This is a genomic window from Marinomonas spartinae, from assembly GCF_900089775.1.
Lineage (GTDB): Bacteria > Pseudomonadota > Gammaproteobacteria > Pseudomonadales > Marinomonadaceae > Marinomonas > Marinomonas spartinae.
The window spans coordinates 30033-45264 of the sequence record NZ_FLOB01000010.1 but is presented as its reverse complement, the minus strand read 5'-3'; the positions used below and the strand labels follow the sequence as shown (position 1 = coordinate 45264).

The window sequence follows — 15232 nt, the reverse complement described above, 5'->3', positions numbered from 1 at the left end:
TATTTATCCTTCAACGGCATTATTTTCTTTGAATAAGGTAGAGAGTTGCTATTTATACTTGAGATCTGTCTTGTCTTCTCTACAATGCGGCTGCGTTCACCTCTATAGAGGTGGTGGTAAAATGTTTACGTTAGTTGATATGGCTGTAAAAATGGTTTTAAAGGATCTTACTTTTCATTAATCCCTCCTCTCTTTTCTTGTCACATCTTCGCTGGCGGTTTTTTTTGCGCAGAATCCTCCATTGGAAAATCTCACTGATTATAGTGAATACGTTATTAGGAATAGATATAAATGAATGCGGTTGTTGTTGGTGTGGCCTTAATGTTGATATTAAGTGTGGCGCGTTTAAATGTGGTCATTTCTCTTTGTGTCAGTGCAATTGTGGCTGGGTTAGTTGGAGGAATGAGTTTACTGAAAATTACTCACGTGTTTGAACAAGGATTGGGAGACGGTGCTGTTATTGCTCTAAGCTATGTGATGCTCGGGGCTTTTGCCGTCGCCATTTCTGCTTCAGGTATAACTGATTGGCTAGCAAATAAGATTATCAGTTTATTGGGTCGTTCCCCTTCACCACAACATATGGCCCTGATGAAGACTCTCGTATGTTCCGTTTTATTGGTGATGGCGGTATGTAGTCAGAATTTGATTCCCGTCCATATTGCCTTTATTCCGATTTTAGTGCCGCCTTTACTGCATGTGATGACCTATTTAAAGTTAGATCGTCGGCTAATTGCTTGTGTATTAACATTTGGTTTGGTGACACCTTATATGGTGCTACCCGTTGGTTTTGGTGGTGTGTTCTTACACCAGTTGTTGGCAAGTAATTTAGCAGCAAATGGCTTGGAGGTGGACCCTGCTACGATTGCGCCTGCGATGTGGCTCCCTGCGACAGGTATGGTGATGGGATTGTTGATTGCAGTTTTTATAAGCTATCGTAAACCGCGTGACTATTCTCAAATGGAAGAGGTAGACGTTCGAATACTGACACAGCCAAGTTGTTCGGCAATTTTTGTTTCGATTATCGCTATCTTAATGGCATTAGTGACCCAGCTGTACACTGGATCGATGATTTTCGGCGCCCTTAGTGGATTGGCTGTCTATTTTATTAGTGGGCAGATTCGTTGGAAACAGTCTCAGTCGGTATTGTCTGGTGGTGTTGAGTTGATGGCAATGATCGGTTTTATCATGATCAGTGCGGCAGGGTTTGCTGCTGTGATTCGAGCAACGGGTGAGGTGAACTCTCTGGTCAATGTGCTGAGTGGATGGTTGGGGAGTGATCAAGCCATTGCGTCTGCTAGTATGTTATTGGTGGGATTGATTATCACCATGGGGATTGGCTCATCGTTTAGTACCATCCCAATTATAGCGACTATTTATGTGCCTTTGGCGTTGCATTTAGGGTTTAGTCATTTAGCTATTGTTGCTTTGGTGGGAACAGCTGCGGCGCTTGGGGATGCAGGTTCACCAGCTTCAGACTCAACACTAGGCCCGACATCGGGGTTAAATGCAGACGGCCAGCATGACCATATTCGAGACAGTGTGATCCCAACCTTTTTGCATTATAACTTACCGCTTTTAGTGATGGGGTGGGTTGCTACTTTGGTATTGTAATCGCTATTTGGCGTGAGAAAAGAGCTTTTAAATAAATGAAAACAAGGTACTCTTGTGCTCGTTTTGTAATATATTTATTTCCTTTAAAGAAGGTTCAAACACGTTTTTTTTGTCTCGGAGATGGTTCTTGCATTATTCTAATTACCTACATTTGTGTAGGTAATTAGAGGGATAAAAGCTTGCTGTTTGCCCCTTTTTAATAAAGCTTGGTGTGGATTTTTGTTTATCAGTTAGGAATAGTGTTCTATGTTGATTTTAGTGATTGGTCTGGTCATGTTTTTTGTGTTGCATTCAGTACAAATCATGGCACCTAAGTGGCGGGAAGAGGGCATGTTGCGCCATGGCAAGATGCGCTGGCAAATGCGGTTTGGTATGGGGGCGTTAATTTCTGTTGCGTTCATTTGGATGGGATTCACACAAGTACGCTTGGATCCGACATGGATTTGGCTGCCACCTGCTTGGATTCGTCAGGTCTCTTCATTGCTCATGCTGTTTTCTTTTTATTTCGCTGCGTGTGCTTTGATACCTGGTACAAAATTGAAAGCCATGACGGGACGTCCCTTTCTACTGGCGGTGAAATTGTGGGCATTCGCCCATTTAATCAGTAATGGTAAATTAGAAGATATCATTATCTTTGGTAGCTTTTTAGTGTGGTCTATCGTGGCTTATGCAGTACTTCGACGTCGTGATAGAGCTGAAGGAATAAAGCATGATTATATCGGGATCCATATGGACTTAGCAGCATTTACCATCACTATGATTACTTGGTTCGGTATGGTGTTTTATTTTCATAAATTGCTGTTTGGTGTCGCTCCATTGGTTTAATGGTGACGGTAAGGATAATAAAAAAATCCCCATTGGCACTTGGCCTATGGGGATTTTTTTTAATGGTATGTTTTTATGTGAATGTTTATGTACGGAATCGATTAATGTTTTTCGTGAGGTCGTCCGCCAACGCTTTGAGCTGTTCGGCACGCGTGGAGCTTTGAGTTGATAGTTCGACTAATTCAACCGAACCTTGTTGAATATCATTCGTGTTTTGGTTGATTTCAGACGTAACACTTGTTTGCTCTTCCGTGGCGGTGGCGATTTGAGCCGCGCGGTCATTAATCAAAGTGATGGATTTCTGAATGCTATCTAAACTTTGTTTGGCCTCACTCACATCATTGACACTGCCTTCGGCCTGCTCATGGCTTTTCTGAATCTTGCTGACAGCATTTTTCGTGGTGCTTTGCAGTGATTCGATCATTTTTTGAATTTCTTCAATAGAACTGTAAGTGCGCTGAGAGAGTTCGCGTACTTCATCGGCGACGACGGCAAACCCTCGACCTTGTTCTCCAGCTCTGGCCGCTTCAATGGCGGCATTTAATGCCAACAAGTTGGTCTGCTCTGCAATGCCTGAGATAGTGGTTAGAATCGTGCTGATACCATTGGCATTGTCACTGACGTTGTTAATGACCTCAGCCACTTCTTGGATATCTGCGGCGAGTGCTAGGATGCTGTCTTGGCTCTTGGTGACTTGATCTTGTCCTAGTCGGCTGGCTGCGACTGTTTCATCCGCGTTATTTGCTGTATTGGTAGCATTATTGGCTATTTCTTGTGTCGCTTGAGCCATTTGATGAACGGCGGTTGCGACCATTGAAATGTTGTGTTGTTGCTCTTCAAGTTTAAGGGCACTATTAGCAGAGGAGTCATGGGCTTGATTAGCTTGTAGTGCGAGTTGTTGTCCAATGTTTTTTAAGTGTGAGATAGTGCCATGCAACAGTTCGACGAACTGGTTAAAATTATCAACGAGTACCGCAATCTCATCTTTAGAGCTGGCTGTTAGGCGCTGTGTTAAGTCCCCATCTCCATTTGCTATTTGTTCCATACTATCGGAAACCCGACGTAAATCTTTCAATAATAAACGAGTCACTTGTGTCACGACGAGAGCAGCAATCAAAATGATAATTAACGAAATAATGATCGTTTTATAGCCGAGACTTTTAATGGGAGCATCCAATACGTTTTTATGCATGATCATACCTAAAACCCAAGGACTTCCTTTGATTTTACTGGCGTACATGAGCATTGGCTTCCCATTGAGAGAGAACGTTTTAAACTGAGGTCCTTGGTTGATACTGTTAAAGAAATGGCTATCCAAGGCGGGCGATATATCGGTTGCATTCTTCAAAATCAAGGATTGATCAGGGGAGGCAATGATTTTTCCTTTTGCATCAAATAGCGTGCTGTAACCGTTCCCCTGAACATCTAGGGCGAGTATGCTGTCCATAACATCATTTAGGAACACAAGGCCACCAAGAGCACCTTTAAATTCGCCATCAACAATGACAGGCTCGACAAATGTCATAGACAGTTTTTTGGTAGATGCTGATATATAGGGCGCAGTAACAAAAGCTGTTTGTTTTCTTTTTGCATCCTTATACCAGGCGCGAACGCGTGGGTCATAGCTAGCGCTGTTTAAAGACGGGTCATGACGAAACATTTCTCCGTCTTCTAATCCTAAAAAAGTCATACCAAAATTCAAGCTGGTTTGAGCCTGCTGCAGAATGTTTAAAATAGCTTTATTGTCTCTTGCAGCCTGTGGATGGGCTTTTAATAGGGATTCTACTTTGTTGCGCATGGCTTTTAGAGCGTTGGCTCTATCTGTAGACCAACTATCTATATAAGTGGAAATGGCGTCGGCTTGCAGTGTGGCCTCTTTACGAACTTTTGTCTGGCTCGATGACTGAAATTCGTAATAGGAGAGTAGCCCAACACCAAGGGTAACGACGATGGCGACTATAATTGACTGTAATGCAATTTTAGTCTGAAGAGAAAGCTTCATGATGACTCCAGTAATAAACTAAGTGAGAGTGACTCAAATAAGTACTTATGAGCGTCCAAAAAAGTGTGCAGATGCTTAAGAGAGGAAAGCACTACTATTTTAGGAACACCTATTTGGCTTGATGGGGCTTCAAAAGAAGTTACTAAGAACCGATAGTTGCGGTGTAGCTCTTCTTAATCCTAAAATTTAATTATGACAGTCGCTCTTAAATAATGCTTTTTTGTTGTTTAAGTGTCTGTTTCTCATATGTGGTTGCTGTGCAAGCCTATACCGAGTGAATCATAGACCTTAATGTCTTATTTTGGATATAGTGCTGAGCCCGCATTGTAAACAAAATTGAACACATGTTTAAAGTTTTTACCCTGTTTTATCTGAAATTGACGTTTTCGTTTTATTAGCTGACGGCTTTTAGCGTTATATGTTATCTTCCGCCCCCTTTTTATTTGTTTGTTATCGTTGATTTCTAGGTGAGTAGCTGAGTCATGATTTGCGGATTTGATTACGGTACATCGAATTGTGCCATTGGTATCGAGCACGAGGCGAGCGTGCAATTAGTGCCGCTTGAAGGCACCAACACTTTTTTACCCTCGACGCTGTATGCATTGGATCGGGATCTGATTACAGAGTTTGTTGCGCGTCATATTGGTGCTGAACAGGAGCGTCAAGACTTTGTTACATTACGTCGTAATATTTTGACTCGGGCTCAGCGTGTCCGTCGTGAAGAAGATTTAGACGACGATGAGCAAACTTTGTTTTTTGGGCGTGCCGCCTTTTCTGAATATTTTCAGTGGCCAGATGAAGGGTATTTTGTTAAGTCTCCTAAATCTTTTTTGGGCGGAACAGGGCTTCGTGAACAGCATATTTGCTTTTTTGAAGATGTTGTAACAGCAATGATGCAGAATATTAAGCGTCGCTCAGAGCAAAATTTGGGAAAAGAACTGACCCATACGGTCATTGGGCGTCCGGTAAATTTTCAAGGAGTTGACGCAGATGCGAGTAATCGTCAGGCTTTGGATATTCTTACGACAGCAGGAAAGCGTGCTGGCTTTAAAGAAATTGAGTTTCTGTATGAGCCGATTGCAGCTGGATTAGATTTTGAAGCAAGTATAACGGAAAATAAAACGGTTTTGGTGGTTGATATTGGCGGTGGAACAACCGACTGTGCCATGGTTCGAATGGGCCCTGATTACGTTAAAAAATCTGACCGATCAGCTGATTTTCTTGCTCATACAGGGGAGCGAGTCGGTGGAAATGATTTAGATATCCGTGTCGCAGGAAAGCATTTGATGCCCTTATTTGGGATGGAGTCGACTCTGAAAACCGGGTTGCCCATGCCGACTCAATTGTATTGGAACGCAGTGACGACAAATGATGTGTCTGCATTGGCTACATTTAGTAGTTTGGAGACTAAGTTGCAAATGGAGCAGCTGCGTCTGGATGCAACAGAGCCCACATTAATTGATCGATTTATACATCTACGTGAAGAAAAACATAATTACCATCTTGTGAGGAACGCTGAAGAGGCCAAAATTGTATTATCAGATGCGTTAGAGCACAGGGTGCAACTGGATTATATAGAAGCAGGTTTAAACACGCTGATGACACGTGAGCAATTTTCTGTATCTATTCAACCTCCTCTTGAAAAAATGCTGTCTTTAATGAGTGAAGCGGTTCAACAAGCTGGTGATAAACCAGATGTTATTTATATGACGGGCGGGTCCGCAAAATCTCCTGTTATCCGAAGGGCCATTCAGGACCGAATTGGGGACGTTCCAGTTTTAGATGGTGATCACTTTGGCAGTGTTGCTGCGGGATTGACAGTGTGGGCTCAGCGTATCTTTAAATAAATATCTACACACTTTTTAGGCGGTTATTGGCACTAATAAATTGTTCCGACCCTCGATAAATCAAGGTAAGGAAAACGTGTTAGTATAAAGAAAAGCTCAAATAACTACTTACTATGTTTTAGTCGGTTATGACTTTTCAATGATTTTTATATTGGAATATAGAGGCCATCACTTTTGAAAAAACGTGTCCTTTTGCATTTTAAAGATTTGTTGAGGTGGAATGAAGGAAGTCGACCGTGGCATTTGCCTTTGGTCGCGGCTTTATGTGTGGGCATTCCCGCTTTTGTAGGTGCTGCAAGTAATGATTTTGCTACAGCTATCTTAGCCAGTATGGGGGCCATGGTGATTTTATATATGCCGCCTACCAGAACGGCGCACCGTATGTTGACCATTACATTATGCTCGTTTGGTTTTATGGTCTGTTTTACGTTGGGTTCTATTGCCAGTTTTAATCCTTATGCTGCTTCGATGGCTTTGGCTTGCTTGGTCTTTTTAGCAGTATTGATTACCCGCTACTATCGACTTCCTCCCCCCGGTAGTTTCTTTTTTGTGTTAATTAGTTGTGTGGCGATTACGCTACCATTCGATTTACACCGTTTGCCTACCCATATTGGTATGGTAGCGTTGGGGGGCATGTTGTCATGTATGTTGGCATTTTTTTACAGTCTGACCATTGGTGCGAATCGATTATCTGTCACTCAAGTAGAAATCGATTCGCGCGTGAATGCCATTATTTTAGAAGCCGCTTTGATGGCCTTATTGATTGGTGGTTCCTACGCATTTGCAGTGTCTTTGTCGTTAAATAATCCTTACTGGGTGCCTATCTCTTGTGCTGCTATATTACAAGGGGCAACGTTTCGCATGGTTTGGCATCGTAATATTCATCGTATTGCAGGCACGACTATTGGTATGGGGGTTGTGTGGTGTGTCTTTATCGTTGAACCGAATTTTTGGGTATTGGCGGTATGTGTTTTTGTATTTCAATTTATTACCGAGTTTTTAATCGTAAAGCATTACGGGTTCGCCGTGATTTTTATTACGCCGTTGACGGTGATTATGGCGGAAGTAACCAATCATAATATACCCGCTAGCTTATTAGTCGAATATCGCTTAATTGATATTTGTATCGGAAGTGCTATTGGTTGTGTGGGTGGAGCTATTTTCCATCGAACGTCTTTATTGAAAAAAATCGAAGCGCGCATGAATGAGCGCACATCGTTATCAGGGACGAGATAACGCATTATAATAAAGCATAACCGAAAGGCTTCGCAGTATGACTATTTCTCTTCTTTTAGCGATTTGTTTTTGATTGCCTACTATTCGTTTCTTACGTACGATTCCTCTTATAAAGGTGCCAGCTTGCTGGTGAAACGGGAAATAGGTGCGTTTTTAGGAAGAAACAACCCCTGTACTGCCCCCGCAACGGTAAATAAGTGATGGAATATCTGCTCTAATCCACTGTGAAAATGGGAAGGATTTGAGTTTTATCTTATGAGTCCGGATACCGGCCTTTATGGTGGTAGAGGTGTAAAGGCCTCTTTCTATTATCAGGAGTGAAATTGTCATTCACGGGTGAGTGTTTGGTGTTTCGAGGAGAAGAGTTATGCATATTGAACCAGGTGTTGTCACTGGAGCCAAAATAGTATTGAGTTATGCGACAGCGTTAGGGGCGTTAGGTTGGTCTGCAAAATATTCTATTAATGCGATTAAAGAACATGGTGCGATTAATTTATTAGCTCGTAGTGTCATGACAAGTTTATTGGTGTTCGTTTTTTTTGAAGTTTTACCTCATCATGCGGTCGGTGTCTCGGAAGTGCATTTAATTCTGGGCTCAACTTTGTTTTTAATCTTTGGTCCTGCCGCTGCGTCGATTGGCTTATTTATGGGGCTGTTAATACAGGGTATTTTATTCGCTCCTTTTGATTTGCCGCAATATGGTATGAATATCACTACTTTGTTGGTGCCTTTATTTGTTATGGCGGCTGTAGCGCGTCGTGTTATTCCAGAAAAAACCGCTTATGTGGATTTAGCTTATGCTCAAGCGTTGAAGTTGTCGGTTACTTATCAAGGAGGTATTGTGCTTTGGGTCGCCTTTTGGGCTTTCTATGGACAAGGCTTTTCTGCTGCCAACCTGTCTTCTGTTGCGAGTTTTGGTCTTGCTTATATGAGCGTGGTTTTAGTTGAGCCTTTGTTGGATTTAGCGATCTTGTGGGGCGCTAAAGGCATGGATCGTCTAAAAGGTTCTTCTTTTGTCGAGCGACGTTTGTATCAAGGATAGTGCGTCTGCGCGATAGTATTGTTGTACTGTAAAAACGCTCAGCTTGCTGGGCGTTTTTACTTATTGTTTAGGGATATGGAAGCTAGAGGTGTGGATGTCTCTCTTGCTAGTGATCCGCTTGCTGGCAGAGAAAGTCTAAAAAGGCACGGTTAGCTTGGGATAAATATCCGTCTTTGCGCCAAGCGATTTCTAAGTTTAACCAAATTGGGGGATCAAAAGATCGAGTAATGAGACCATCTTTTGGCTCAATTACCATGCTAAGCAAAGTTGATATGCCAAAACCTTGTCGAGTGATGGATTTAATCAAGGGAATTAAGTTGGTTTCAAAGCCTATTTTAGGCTTCTTGTTGGTTTCATGGGCAAGTCGGTTGACGATTCGACGATGAAAGTATCCTTCTTTAAACATTACTAACTCCTCATTGAAAAATGCCTCGGCGGTTACGTTTTGCTGCTGGCTAAAGGGATGATCCTTAGCGGTAGCAACCAACATCTCTTCTTTTAGTAATCGGTGGGTACTGATATTGTCGGGTAGGTTTTCTGCAACAATGACGCTTAAATCCAATTCGCCATTTTCCAGCATTTTTTGTAATTGCCACGTGCCGCCTTCGACAACGGTGAGTGAGAGGTTGGGGTGTTGATGACGGAAAGCCATCAATATAGGAGGGAAGTAATAAGAGCCAAGCATACTGGGAATGCCAATACGTACTTCACCTTTGCTCAATCCCTTGAGTTCGGACATTTCCAATAGAGCGTCATCGGTCGCTTGCAGAATTTTTTCGGCATGGTAAGCCAAGCGTTGCCCTTCATCAGTTAGCGTAATAGTTCGCTCTTTGCGATGAATCAGTGTCAGTCCTAATTCCTGTTCTAGCTTTTTCATTGCCATGCTGACGGCGGGCTGCGCCAAATTGAGTTGCTCTGCAGCTTTGGTGAAACTGGCGTTTTGTGCAATGGCGAGAAAGTAACGTAGAGGCTTAATGTCCATCAACAACCCTTATACATTGGATAAGAAACATATATTTTATTGATAAACTCTGCAAGCGTATAGTGCTCATCAATAGTTTAAGGTGTTGATAAGGGGGCAGTATGGTTGAAACGGGAAGTCGTACTTTTTGGCGAGGAACGATTGCTTTGGTGATTGGATCATTTATGGTGTTTGCGAATGTCTATGTGACTCAGCCTTTGTTGCCCATGATTGCCAATGAGTTTCAAGTGAGTGCGTTGCAGGCCTCAGCTAGCTTTACTATAACCACACTGACGTTGGGAGTGTCTTTACTGTTTTATGGCCCTATATCCGATGCCTTTGGGCGCAAAGGGTTAATGGTGATGACATTACTCGGGGTGACTTGCACTACCTATGCCTTATCCGTGGTGAATAGTTTTGAAACACTTTTACTGTTGCGAGGATTACAAGGCTTTTTTTTAGCGGGGTTGCCAGCTATTGCAGTGGCTTATTTAGGGGATGAATACCGTCCTGAGGCGCTGATGGTCGCGGTTGGGTTATATATCAGTGGTAATACACTGGGAGGGATTGGTGGTCGTTTAACTGGTGGTTTTGTCGGCGAATGGATGGGGCGATCCGCTGCTTTTGCTGCCATGGCTGGCATCAGTTTTGTGTTTTTGATTGCGTTTATTGTTCTGTTACCCTCCTCAAAACAATTCGAATCGAAGCCTTTGAAATGGTCGTTGATTATTTCTAATATGTTGGGGCATTTAAGTAATCGTCGTCTATTGGCCGCTTACTTTATTGGTGGCTTGAGTTTCTTTGTTTTCATTAATCAATACAGTTACATTACCTTTCGTTTGGAAGCAGAGCCGTACCACTTGTCTTCCCAATACATTGGCTTGTTATTTTTAACCTATCTTGCAGGTACTGTTGGATCGGCTATTTCAGGTCGATTAGCTCAACGGCTAGCACAACCTTATATCATGGTCGTTGGAACGGTTATTTTTATGTTGGGCTCAGTAATCACTCTGAGTGCTCATTTAGAAGTTATTCTCTGTGGTTTAGCAATAAATTGTTTTGGTTTTTTCCTATGTCATTCTACGGCAAGTAGCTTTGTGAGTCGCAACGCGAAGTATGCCAAAGCCAGTGCGTCTTCTTTATATTTGGTTTGTTATTATTTAGGCGGCAGTATGGGGGGATACTATTTGGATCCTTTTTGGCGTACTGATCATTGGCAAGGGGTAATCATTGGTTCATTGATTGTATTGGCAATGGTCGTCTTAGCTGGTGTTAGTTTAGTTAGATTACATCAGGCTAATGGATTTAATACCGTGCCAAAGTAATGTTACAAAAGCGTTCCATTATGTAAAATCTAGCCGCTTAGAGTATTTTGATGTGTTAATCTTACTATTAGCATCGGGAGTGTTTGATCCTGATGCTAATTATTCATTGAATCACCTATAAAATACATTTATGTTTTGCCCAAGGATGGGCACTATAGGTAGAGTAATACATTAACTATATCTTTTGCGGAAGGAATCGAATGGGACGACTGTCTAGGTCTTTGTTTGTAAAACAGGCGGTGTTGACGCTCACTTTAGCGGTTGTATTGAGTTTATTAAGTAGTTTTTTTCAAGTATTAGAAGGGGTTTCTGCAGAAAAAAAGAATATCAATCGTTTCTTTGGGGATATTTTAACGATTGTTGAAAACCCGATAGCTGAAGCGACTTTTCGCTTAGACAAAACATTGATAAAACAGCAAATAGACAGCTTGTTATTGAATTCTAATGTTGCGCGTGTCGAAGTAAAGGATGAGGCAGGTGAGGTGTTCGTTTTTGGTCAGTCTTCACAGACGCACTTTCCTGTATCTAAATCTGTTGCCGATTTTTTGTTCCCTGACCTTCATTCCTATCACCGTAGTCTTATTTTACGAAAGCCTTATTTTAAAGCCGGTCAGTTAATTATTTGGCCTGAAAAACGGGTATTGGCAGAAAGTTTTTTAATCAAACACGCTTCGATTTTGATGTATAACTTGGTTAAGGATCTGTTATTTGCTTTTATCATTTCGGTATTTTTTTATTTTTTAATTACTCATCCCTTAGAGCGCCTAACGCAAGTATTTACCTCTATTGAGGAAGACTTGGATCGACCGTTTCCTGATATTTTTTCGCGTCGTCATCGATTTGATGAATTTGGACGTCTCTATGTTAGTTTTGCGCGACTATGGCAAAAGCTTAAGCATACGAAAGATGAACTAGAGCGAAGTTATATCCATTCTATGGCGGTGATAGAGCACGCCGCCGATGGTATTTTGTTACTTGATCAAGAGTTTAAGGTTGTCTTCCTGAATACAGCCGCACGAGCCATGTTGGGCGAACAAGCGAGTGTTACACTTAATCAATCGGCGCAGAAGGTGTTAGATGATGAGACCTTTAATACCATCAAGCACCATATCGATACGATGCCCCCAGACACGCCACTGACATTGGAAACCCTCTTTAAGGGAGCAAAAAAAGCGATTCCCGTTGAAATTCATTTGGCACAATTTGATCTGCAAGGAAAAGTAGAAATTTTGTTGTTGGTTCGAGATGTCACAGAGCGCATCGAAGCACAAGAACATATCCATCAGTTAGCCTACTATGATCCTCTTACCAAGTTACCTAACCGACAACTTCTTATCGATAAAATTGACGATTATCTGAAGCACGATATCCATGAAGGCCAGTTCGGAGCGCTAATCCTTATTGATCTTGATCGCTTTAGTACCATCAATGATGCGCTTGGTCATAACGTAGGTGATAAACTCTTGGTTCGTGTTTCTGAAGAATTGTCTCTATTAGAGAGAGAATCGATTATTCTGGCACGTATGGGAGGCGACGAGTTTGCTTTTTTTGTAATGGGCATGGATAAGCAAACAGAGGTTGAAGGGTTTATTAAAGCGTTTGCACAAAAAGTATTAGTGCTTTGCGCAACGTCTCAGGAGATTGACCAGCACTCCATGCATATTTCCGCCAGTATTGGTGTGATGTTGTTTTCAGGTCAAAACTGGCAAGTAGAAACCATTGTGAAGCAAGCCGATACCGCACTTTATCGAGCGAAAGAGGCGGGACGTAATACTTATGTGATATACGAAAATACCATGCAAGCCATTTCCGACCTTCGATTGGAAAAAGAAAAGTCTTTACATAGAGCGATCGAGCTAGGCCTGTTTGAGTTATATTATCAGCCGCAGGTGAATAATCTTGGGGAGTTAATTGGAGCGGAAGCACTAATTCGTTGGGATGATGGCGAACGGGGCTTTATCTCTCCCAGTGAATTTATTCCATTGGCTGAGGAGTTAGGGTTGATTGTTGATATCGGTTCATGGGTTATGGATACGGCTTTTTCTCAAGTATCAACATGGCTTGAAGACGGTATTTGGCTTCCTAGTTGGCGAATGTCTATCAATGTGAGCCCCGTACAATTTCAGCAATACGGTTTTTTAGCGATGCTCAAAGAAAAAATAGACAAGTACCAATTACCAACTTGCTGTGTCGATTTAGAGATCACTGAAAATATGTTGTTGACCGATCTTGACTCATCCTTAGAAAAAATGAAGCTTATTCGCGAAATGGGGGTTCACCTGTCTGTTGATGATTTTGGGACAGGATATTCATCATTGAAATATTTAAAAATATTGCCTATTAATCGTTTGAAAATAGATCAGTCTTTTGTGAGAGATTTACTGGATGATAAGGGGGATGAAGCCATTGTATTCTCTATTATTGCGTTATCAAAAGCCTTTAATGTGAGTGTATTGGCAGAAGGTGTGGAAAGTGTGGCGCAGTTTGAACGTTTACAGGAGATAGGTTGCTACTTCTATCAAGGGTACTTATTCAGTCGCCCCGTCTCTTCTTCACAGTTTGTTAACGAATGCGTGCATGGTTTGAAGATGAATTAATAAGCGGAATCCCTTACTCTTAGCATTGAAGTGAGCGTTGTGAACGAGTTCATTCAATAATAAAAACGATCGCTCTTATTTGCTAGCAATGAATGAGAGCTTTGAAGTCTATTTATCGTCTTTGCATAAGTTAAAGGCATTTTTCTCTATTAGAGGTCATTATCGATGGATATGTTGTCGTCTCTTGCTACTGATACAATACACTGGGGAGCTATCCTGTTTCTTTTTGGGTTGCTTATTCTTGTGATCGTGATTGGTGTTATGTATTGGGTGGATACTCATCAAACTTTACACACCATAAGGCGAAACTACCCTGTTGTGGGGCGCTTCCGATATCTCCTCGAGCATTTAGGTGAATTTTTCCGACAGTACTTTTTTGCGATGGACCGAGAAGAGCGGCCATTTGATCGTGCAGAACGCTCTTGGGCTTATCGTGCGGCGAAGAAAGTTGATACAACCATCGCGTTTGGTTCGACACGTTCTTTAGAGACGCCCGGCGATATTTTCTTTGTAAACTGTGCTTTTCCGACGTTGGACGAAGATGCTTCTCTGCCGAAAGAAATTTGTATTGGTGAATTTACCGCCAAGAAACCTTATCGCACCAGTTCTGTTGTAAATATTTCCGGTATGAGCTTTGGAGCCTTGTCGAAACCAGCGGTGCAGGCTTTATCAAAAGGGGCTCGCAAAGCCGGTATTTGGATGAATACTGGCGAGGGTGGGTTGTCACCTTATCATCTAGAAGGAGGATGTGATTTAGTCTTTCAAATTGGTACGGCAAAGTATGGTGTTCGTGATGAGCAAGGTAATTTAGATGATGATAAATTAGCGAAGGTTGCGGCCCATGAACAAGTACGCATGATTGAGATAAAAATGTCGCAAGGGGCGAAACCTGGCAAAGGTGGAATGCTGCCAGGGGCCAAAGTGACCGAAGAGATTGCCTATATTCGGGGAATTCCTAAAGGGCGTGATTCGATCAGTCCTAATGGGCATAAGAATATTAAAAGTATTGAAGACCTGCTAGAAATGATACACCACGTCCGTTCCTTAACGGGTAAGCCCGTTGGCTTTAAAATGGTGGTGGGGGATCTTCAGTTTTTCGAGAAACTGTGTGACTTAGTACATAAAAAAGGACTAGCCTACTGTCCTGATTTTATCACTATAGACAGTTCTGACGGTGGTACTGGAGCGGCGCCTCAGCCATTGATGGACTATGTGGGGATGCAGTTGCGTGAAAGTTTACCGAAAGTGGTAGATATAGTGACAGCGTATGGGCTTCGAAAGTACATCAAAATCATCTCATCTGGTAAATTAGTGGTGCCTGGGAAAGCTGCTTGGGCTTTAAGTGCGGGCGCGGATTTTATTGTCTCTGCGCGAGGTTTCTTATTTTCTTTAGGCTGCATTCAAGCGTTACAGTGCAATAAGAATACTTGCCCAACAGGGATTACCACGCATAATCCTGATCTACAAAAAGGCTTACAAGCTCAGGAAAAATCTGAGCGGGTTGCTAACTATGCCGATGGTCTGTTACATGGTATTGGTTTGATTGCCCATTCTTGTGGTGTTAAAGAACCAAGGGAGCTGACACGCGAACATGTTCGTATTATAGAAAATCAGAGTCGTTCTTCACTTTTTTCAGAAGAGAATCCTTTACCTACTGTACGTCCCGAGTTTATTAACCTTGTTGGGTTTGAAACGCCAGCAAACACGGGCAAAATGGAAAATACTGTCAATTCATAAATCCCATTTGCGCCAAGGAAGGTCAACTGAGGGCAAAAGGACGATTATA

The 15232-nt window shown here is 42.1% G+C and carries 10 protein-coding genes and 1 riboswitch; of the genes, 8 read left to right on the top strand and 2 right to left on the bottom strand.

The window, feature by feature from the left end:
- The first annotated feature begins 291 nt into the window (after positions 1-291).
- Together MSP8886_RS16985 and MSP8886_RS16980 are read left to right on the top strand one after the other, a co-directional pair.
- Positions 292-1611: a Na+/H+ antiporter family protein gene (locus MSP8886_RS16985; protein WP_067018644.1), complete on the top strand. Its 1320-nt coding sequence runs from the start codon at positions 292-294 to the stop codon at positions 1609-1611.
- A gap of 246 nt (positions 1612-1857) precedes the next feature.
- Positions 1858-2436, top strand: a complete 579-nt coding sequence (locus tag MSP8886_RS16980; RefSeq protein WP_067018642.1) for an NnrU family protein — start codon at positions 1858-1860, stop codon at positions 2434-2436.
- A gap of 85 nt (positions 2437-2521) precedes the next feature.
- Here MSP8886_RS16980 and MSP8886_RS16975 read toward each other — a convergent pair whose 3' ends face one another.
- The gene (locus MSP8886_RS16975) at positions 2522-4438 is read right to left on the bottom strand and encodes a methyl-accepting chemotaxis protein (RefSeq protein WP_067018640.1); all 1917 of its coding nucleotides are present in this window, start codon (positions 4436-4438) and stop codon (positions 2522-2524) included.
- Positions 4439-4920: 482 nt separating this feature from the next.
- Between MSP8886_RS16975 and yegD the strand changes: the two genes are divergently transcribed.
- The 3 genes from yegD to MSP8886_RS16960 all read left to right on the top strand — a co-directional run bounded on the left by yegD (position 4921) and on the right by MSP8886_RS16960 (position 8563).
- Positions 4921-6285 (top strand): molecular chaperone, encoded by a 1365-nt coding sequence (gene yegD / locus MSP8886_RS16970; protein WP_067018638.1) that lies wholly within the window; start codon positions 4921-4923, stop codon positions 6283-6285.
- 174 nt (positions 6286-6459) lie between these two features.
- Entirely contained in the window at positions 6460-7521 is a 1062-nt protein-coding gene (locus MSP8886_RS16965) for an FUSC family protein (protein ID WP_083201004.1), read from the top strand.
- A 96-nt stretch (positions 7522-7617) separates the two neighbouring features.
- A riboswitch (cobalamin riboswitch) is annotated at positions 7618-7812 on the top strand.
- A gap of 76 nt (positions 7813-7888) precedes the next feature.
- Positions 7889-8563 carry an energy-coupling factor ABC transporter permease gene (locus MSP8886_RS16960; RefSeq protein WP_067018636.1) on the top strand — a complete coding sequence of 225 codons (675 nt, stop codon included), beginning with the start codon at positions 7889-7891 and terminating at the stop codon, positions 8561-8563.
- 106 nt (positions 8564-8669) lie between these two features.
- On the opposite strand, the gene MSP8886_RS16955 is transcribed toward MSP8886_RS16960, so the two are convergent.
- Positions 8670-9545 carry a LysR family transcriptional regulator gene (locus MSP8886_RS16955; protein WP_067018634.1) on the bottom strand — a complete coding sequence of 292 codons (876 nt, stop codon included), beginning with the start codon at positions 9543-9545 and terminating at the stop codon, positions 8670-8672.
- Positions 9546-9646: 101 nt separating this feature from the next.
- Between MSP8886_RS16955 and MSP8886_RS16950 the strand changes: the two genes are divergently transcribed.
- The 3 genes from MSP8886_RS16950 to MSP8886_RS16940 all read left to right on the top strand — a co-directional run bounded on the left by MSP8886_RS16950 (position 9647) and on the right by MSP8886_RS16940 (position 15183).
- Positions 9647-10849 (top strand): MFS transporter, encoded by a 1203-nt coding sequence (locus MSP8886_RS16950; RefSeq protein ID WP_067018632.1) that lies wholly within the window; start codon positions 9647-9649, stop codon positions 10847-10849.
- 200 nt (positions 10850-11049) lie between these two features.
- Positions 11050-13446: a putative bifunctional diguanylate cyclase/phosphodiesterase gene (locus tag MSP8886_RS16945; protein WP_067018630.1), complete on the top strand. Its 2397-nt coding sequence runs from the start codon at positions 11050-11052 to the stop codon at positions 13444-13446.
- 165 nt (positions 13447-13611) lie between these two features.
- Complete coding sequence (locus MSP8886_RS16940; RefSeq protein WP_067018628.1) at positions 13612-15183, top strand: FMN-binding glutamate synthase family protein; 1572 nt, start codon at positions 13612-13614, stop codon at positions 15181-15183.
- Positions 15184-15232 lie beyond the last annotated feature (49 nt).

Bases quoted from the DNA above. Each gene is read 5' to 3' on its own strand.
- MSP8886_RS16975 (WP_067018640.1), bottom strand. From the start codon at position 4,438: ATGAAGCTTTCTCTTCAGACTAAAATTGCATTACAGTCAATTATAGTC.
- MSP8886_RS16985 (WP_067018644.1), top strand. From the start codon at position 292: ATGAATGCGGTTGTTGTTGGTGTGGCCTTAATGTTGATATTAAGTGTG.
- MSP8886_RS16940 (WP_067018628.1), top strand. From the start codon at position 13,612: ATGGATATGTTGTCGTCTCTTGCTACTGATACAATACACTGGGGAGCT.
- yegD (WP_067018638.1), top strand. From the start codon at position 4,921: ATGATTTGCGGATTTGATTACGGTACATCGAATTGTGCCATTGGTATC.
- MSP8886_RS16960 (WP_067018636.1), top strand. From the start codon at position 7,889: ATGCATATTGAACCAGGTGTTGTCACTGGAGCCAAAATAGTATTGAGT.
- MSP8886_RS16955 (WP_067018634.1), bottom strand. From the start codon at position 9,545: ATGGACATTAAGCCTCTACGTTACTTTCTCGCCATTGCACAAAACGCC.
- MSP8886_RS16950 (WP_067018632.1), top strand. From the start codon at position 9,647: ATGGTTGAAACGGGAAGTCGTACTTTTTGGCGAGGAACGATTGCTTTG.
- MSP8886_RS16980 (WP_067018642.1), top strand. From the start codon at position 1,858: ATGTTGATTTTAGTGATTGGTCTGGTCATGTTTTTTGTGTTGCATTCA.
- MSP8886_RS16945 (WP_067018630.1), top strand. From the start codon at position 11,050: ATGGGACGACTGTCTAGGTCTTTGTTTGTAAAACAGGCGGTGTTGACG.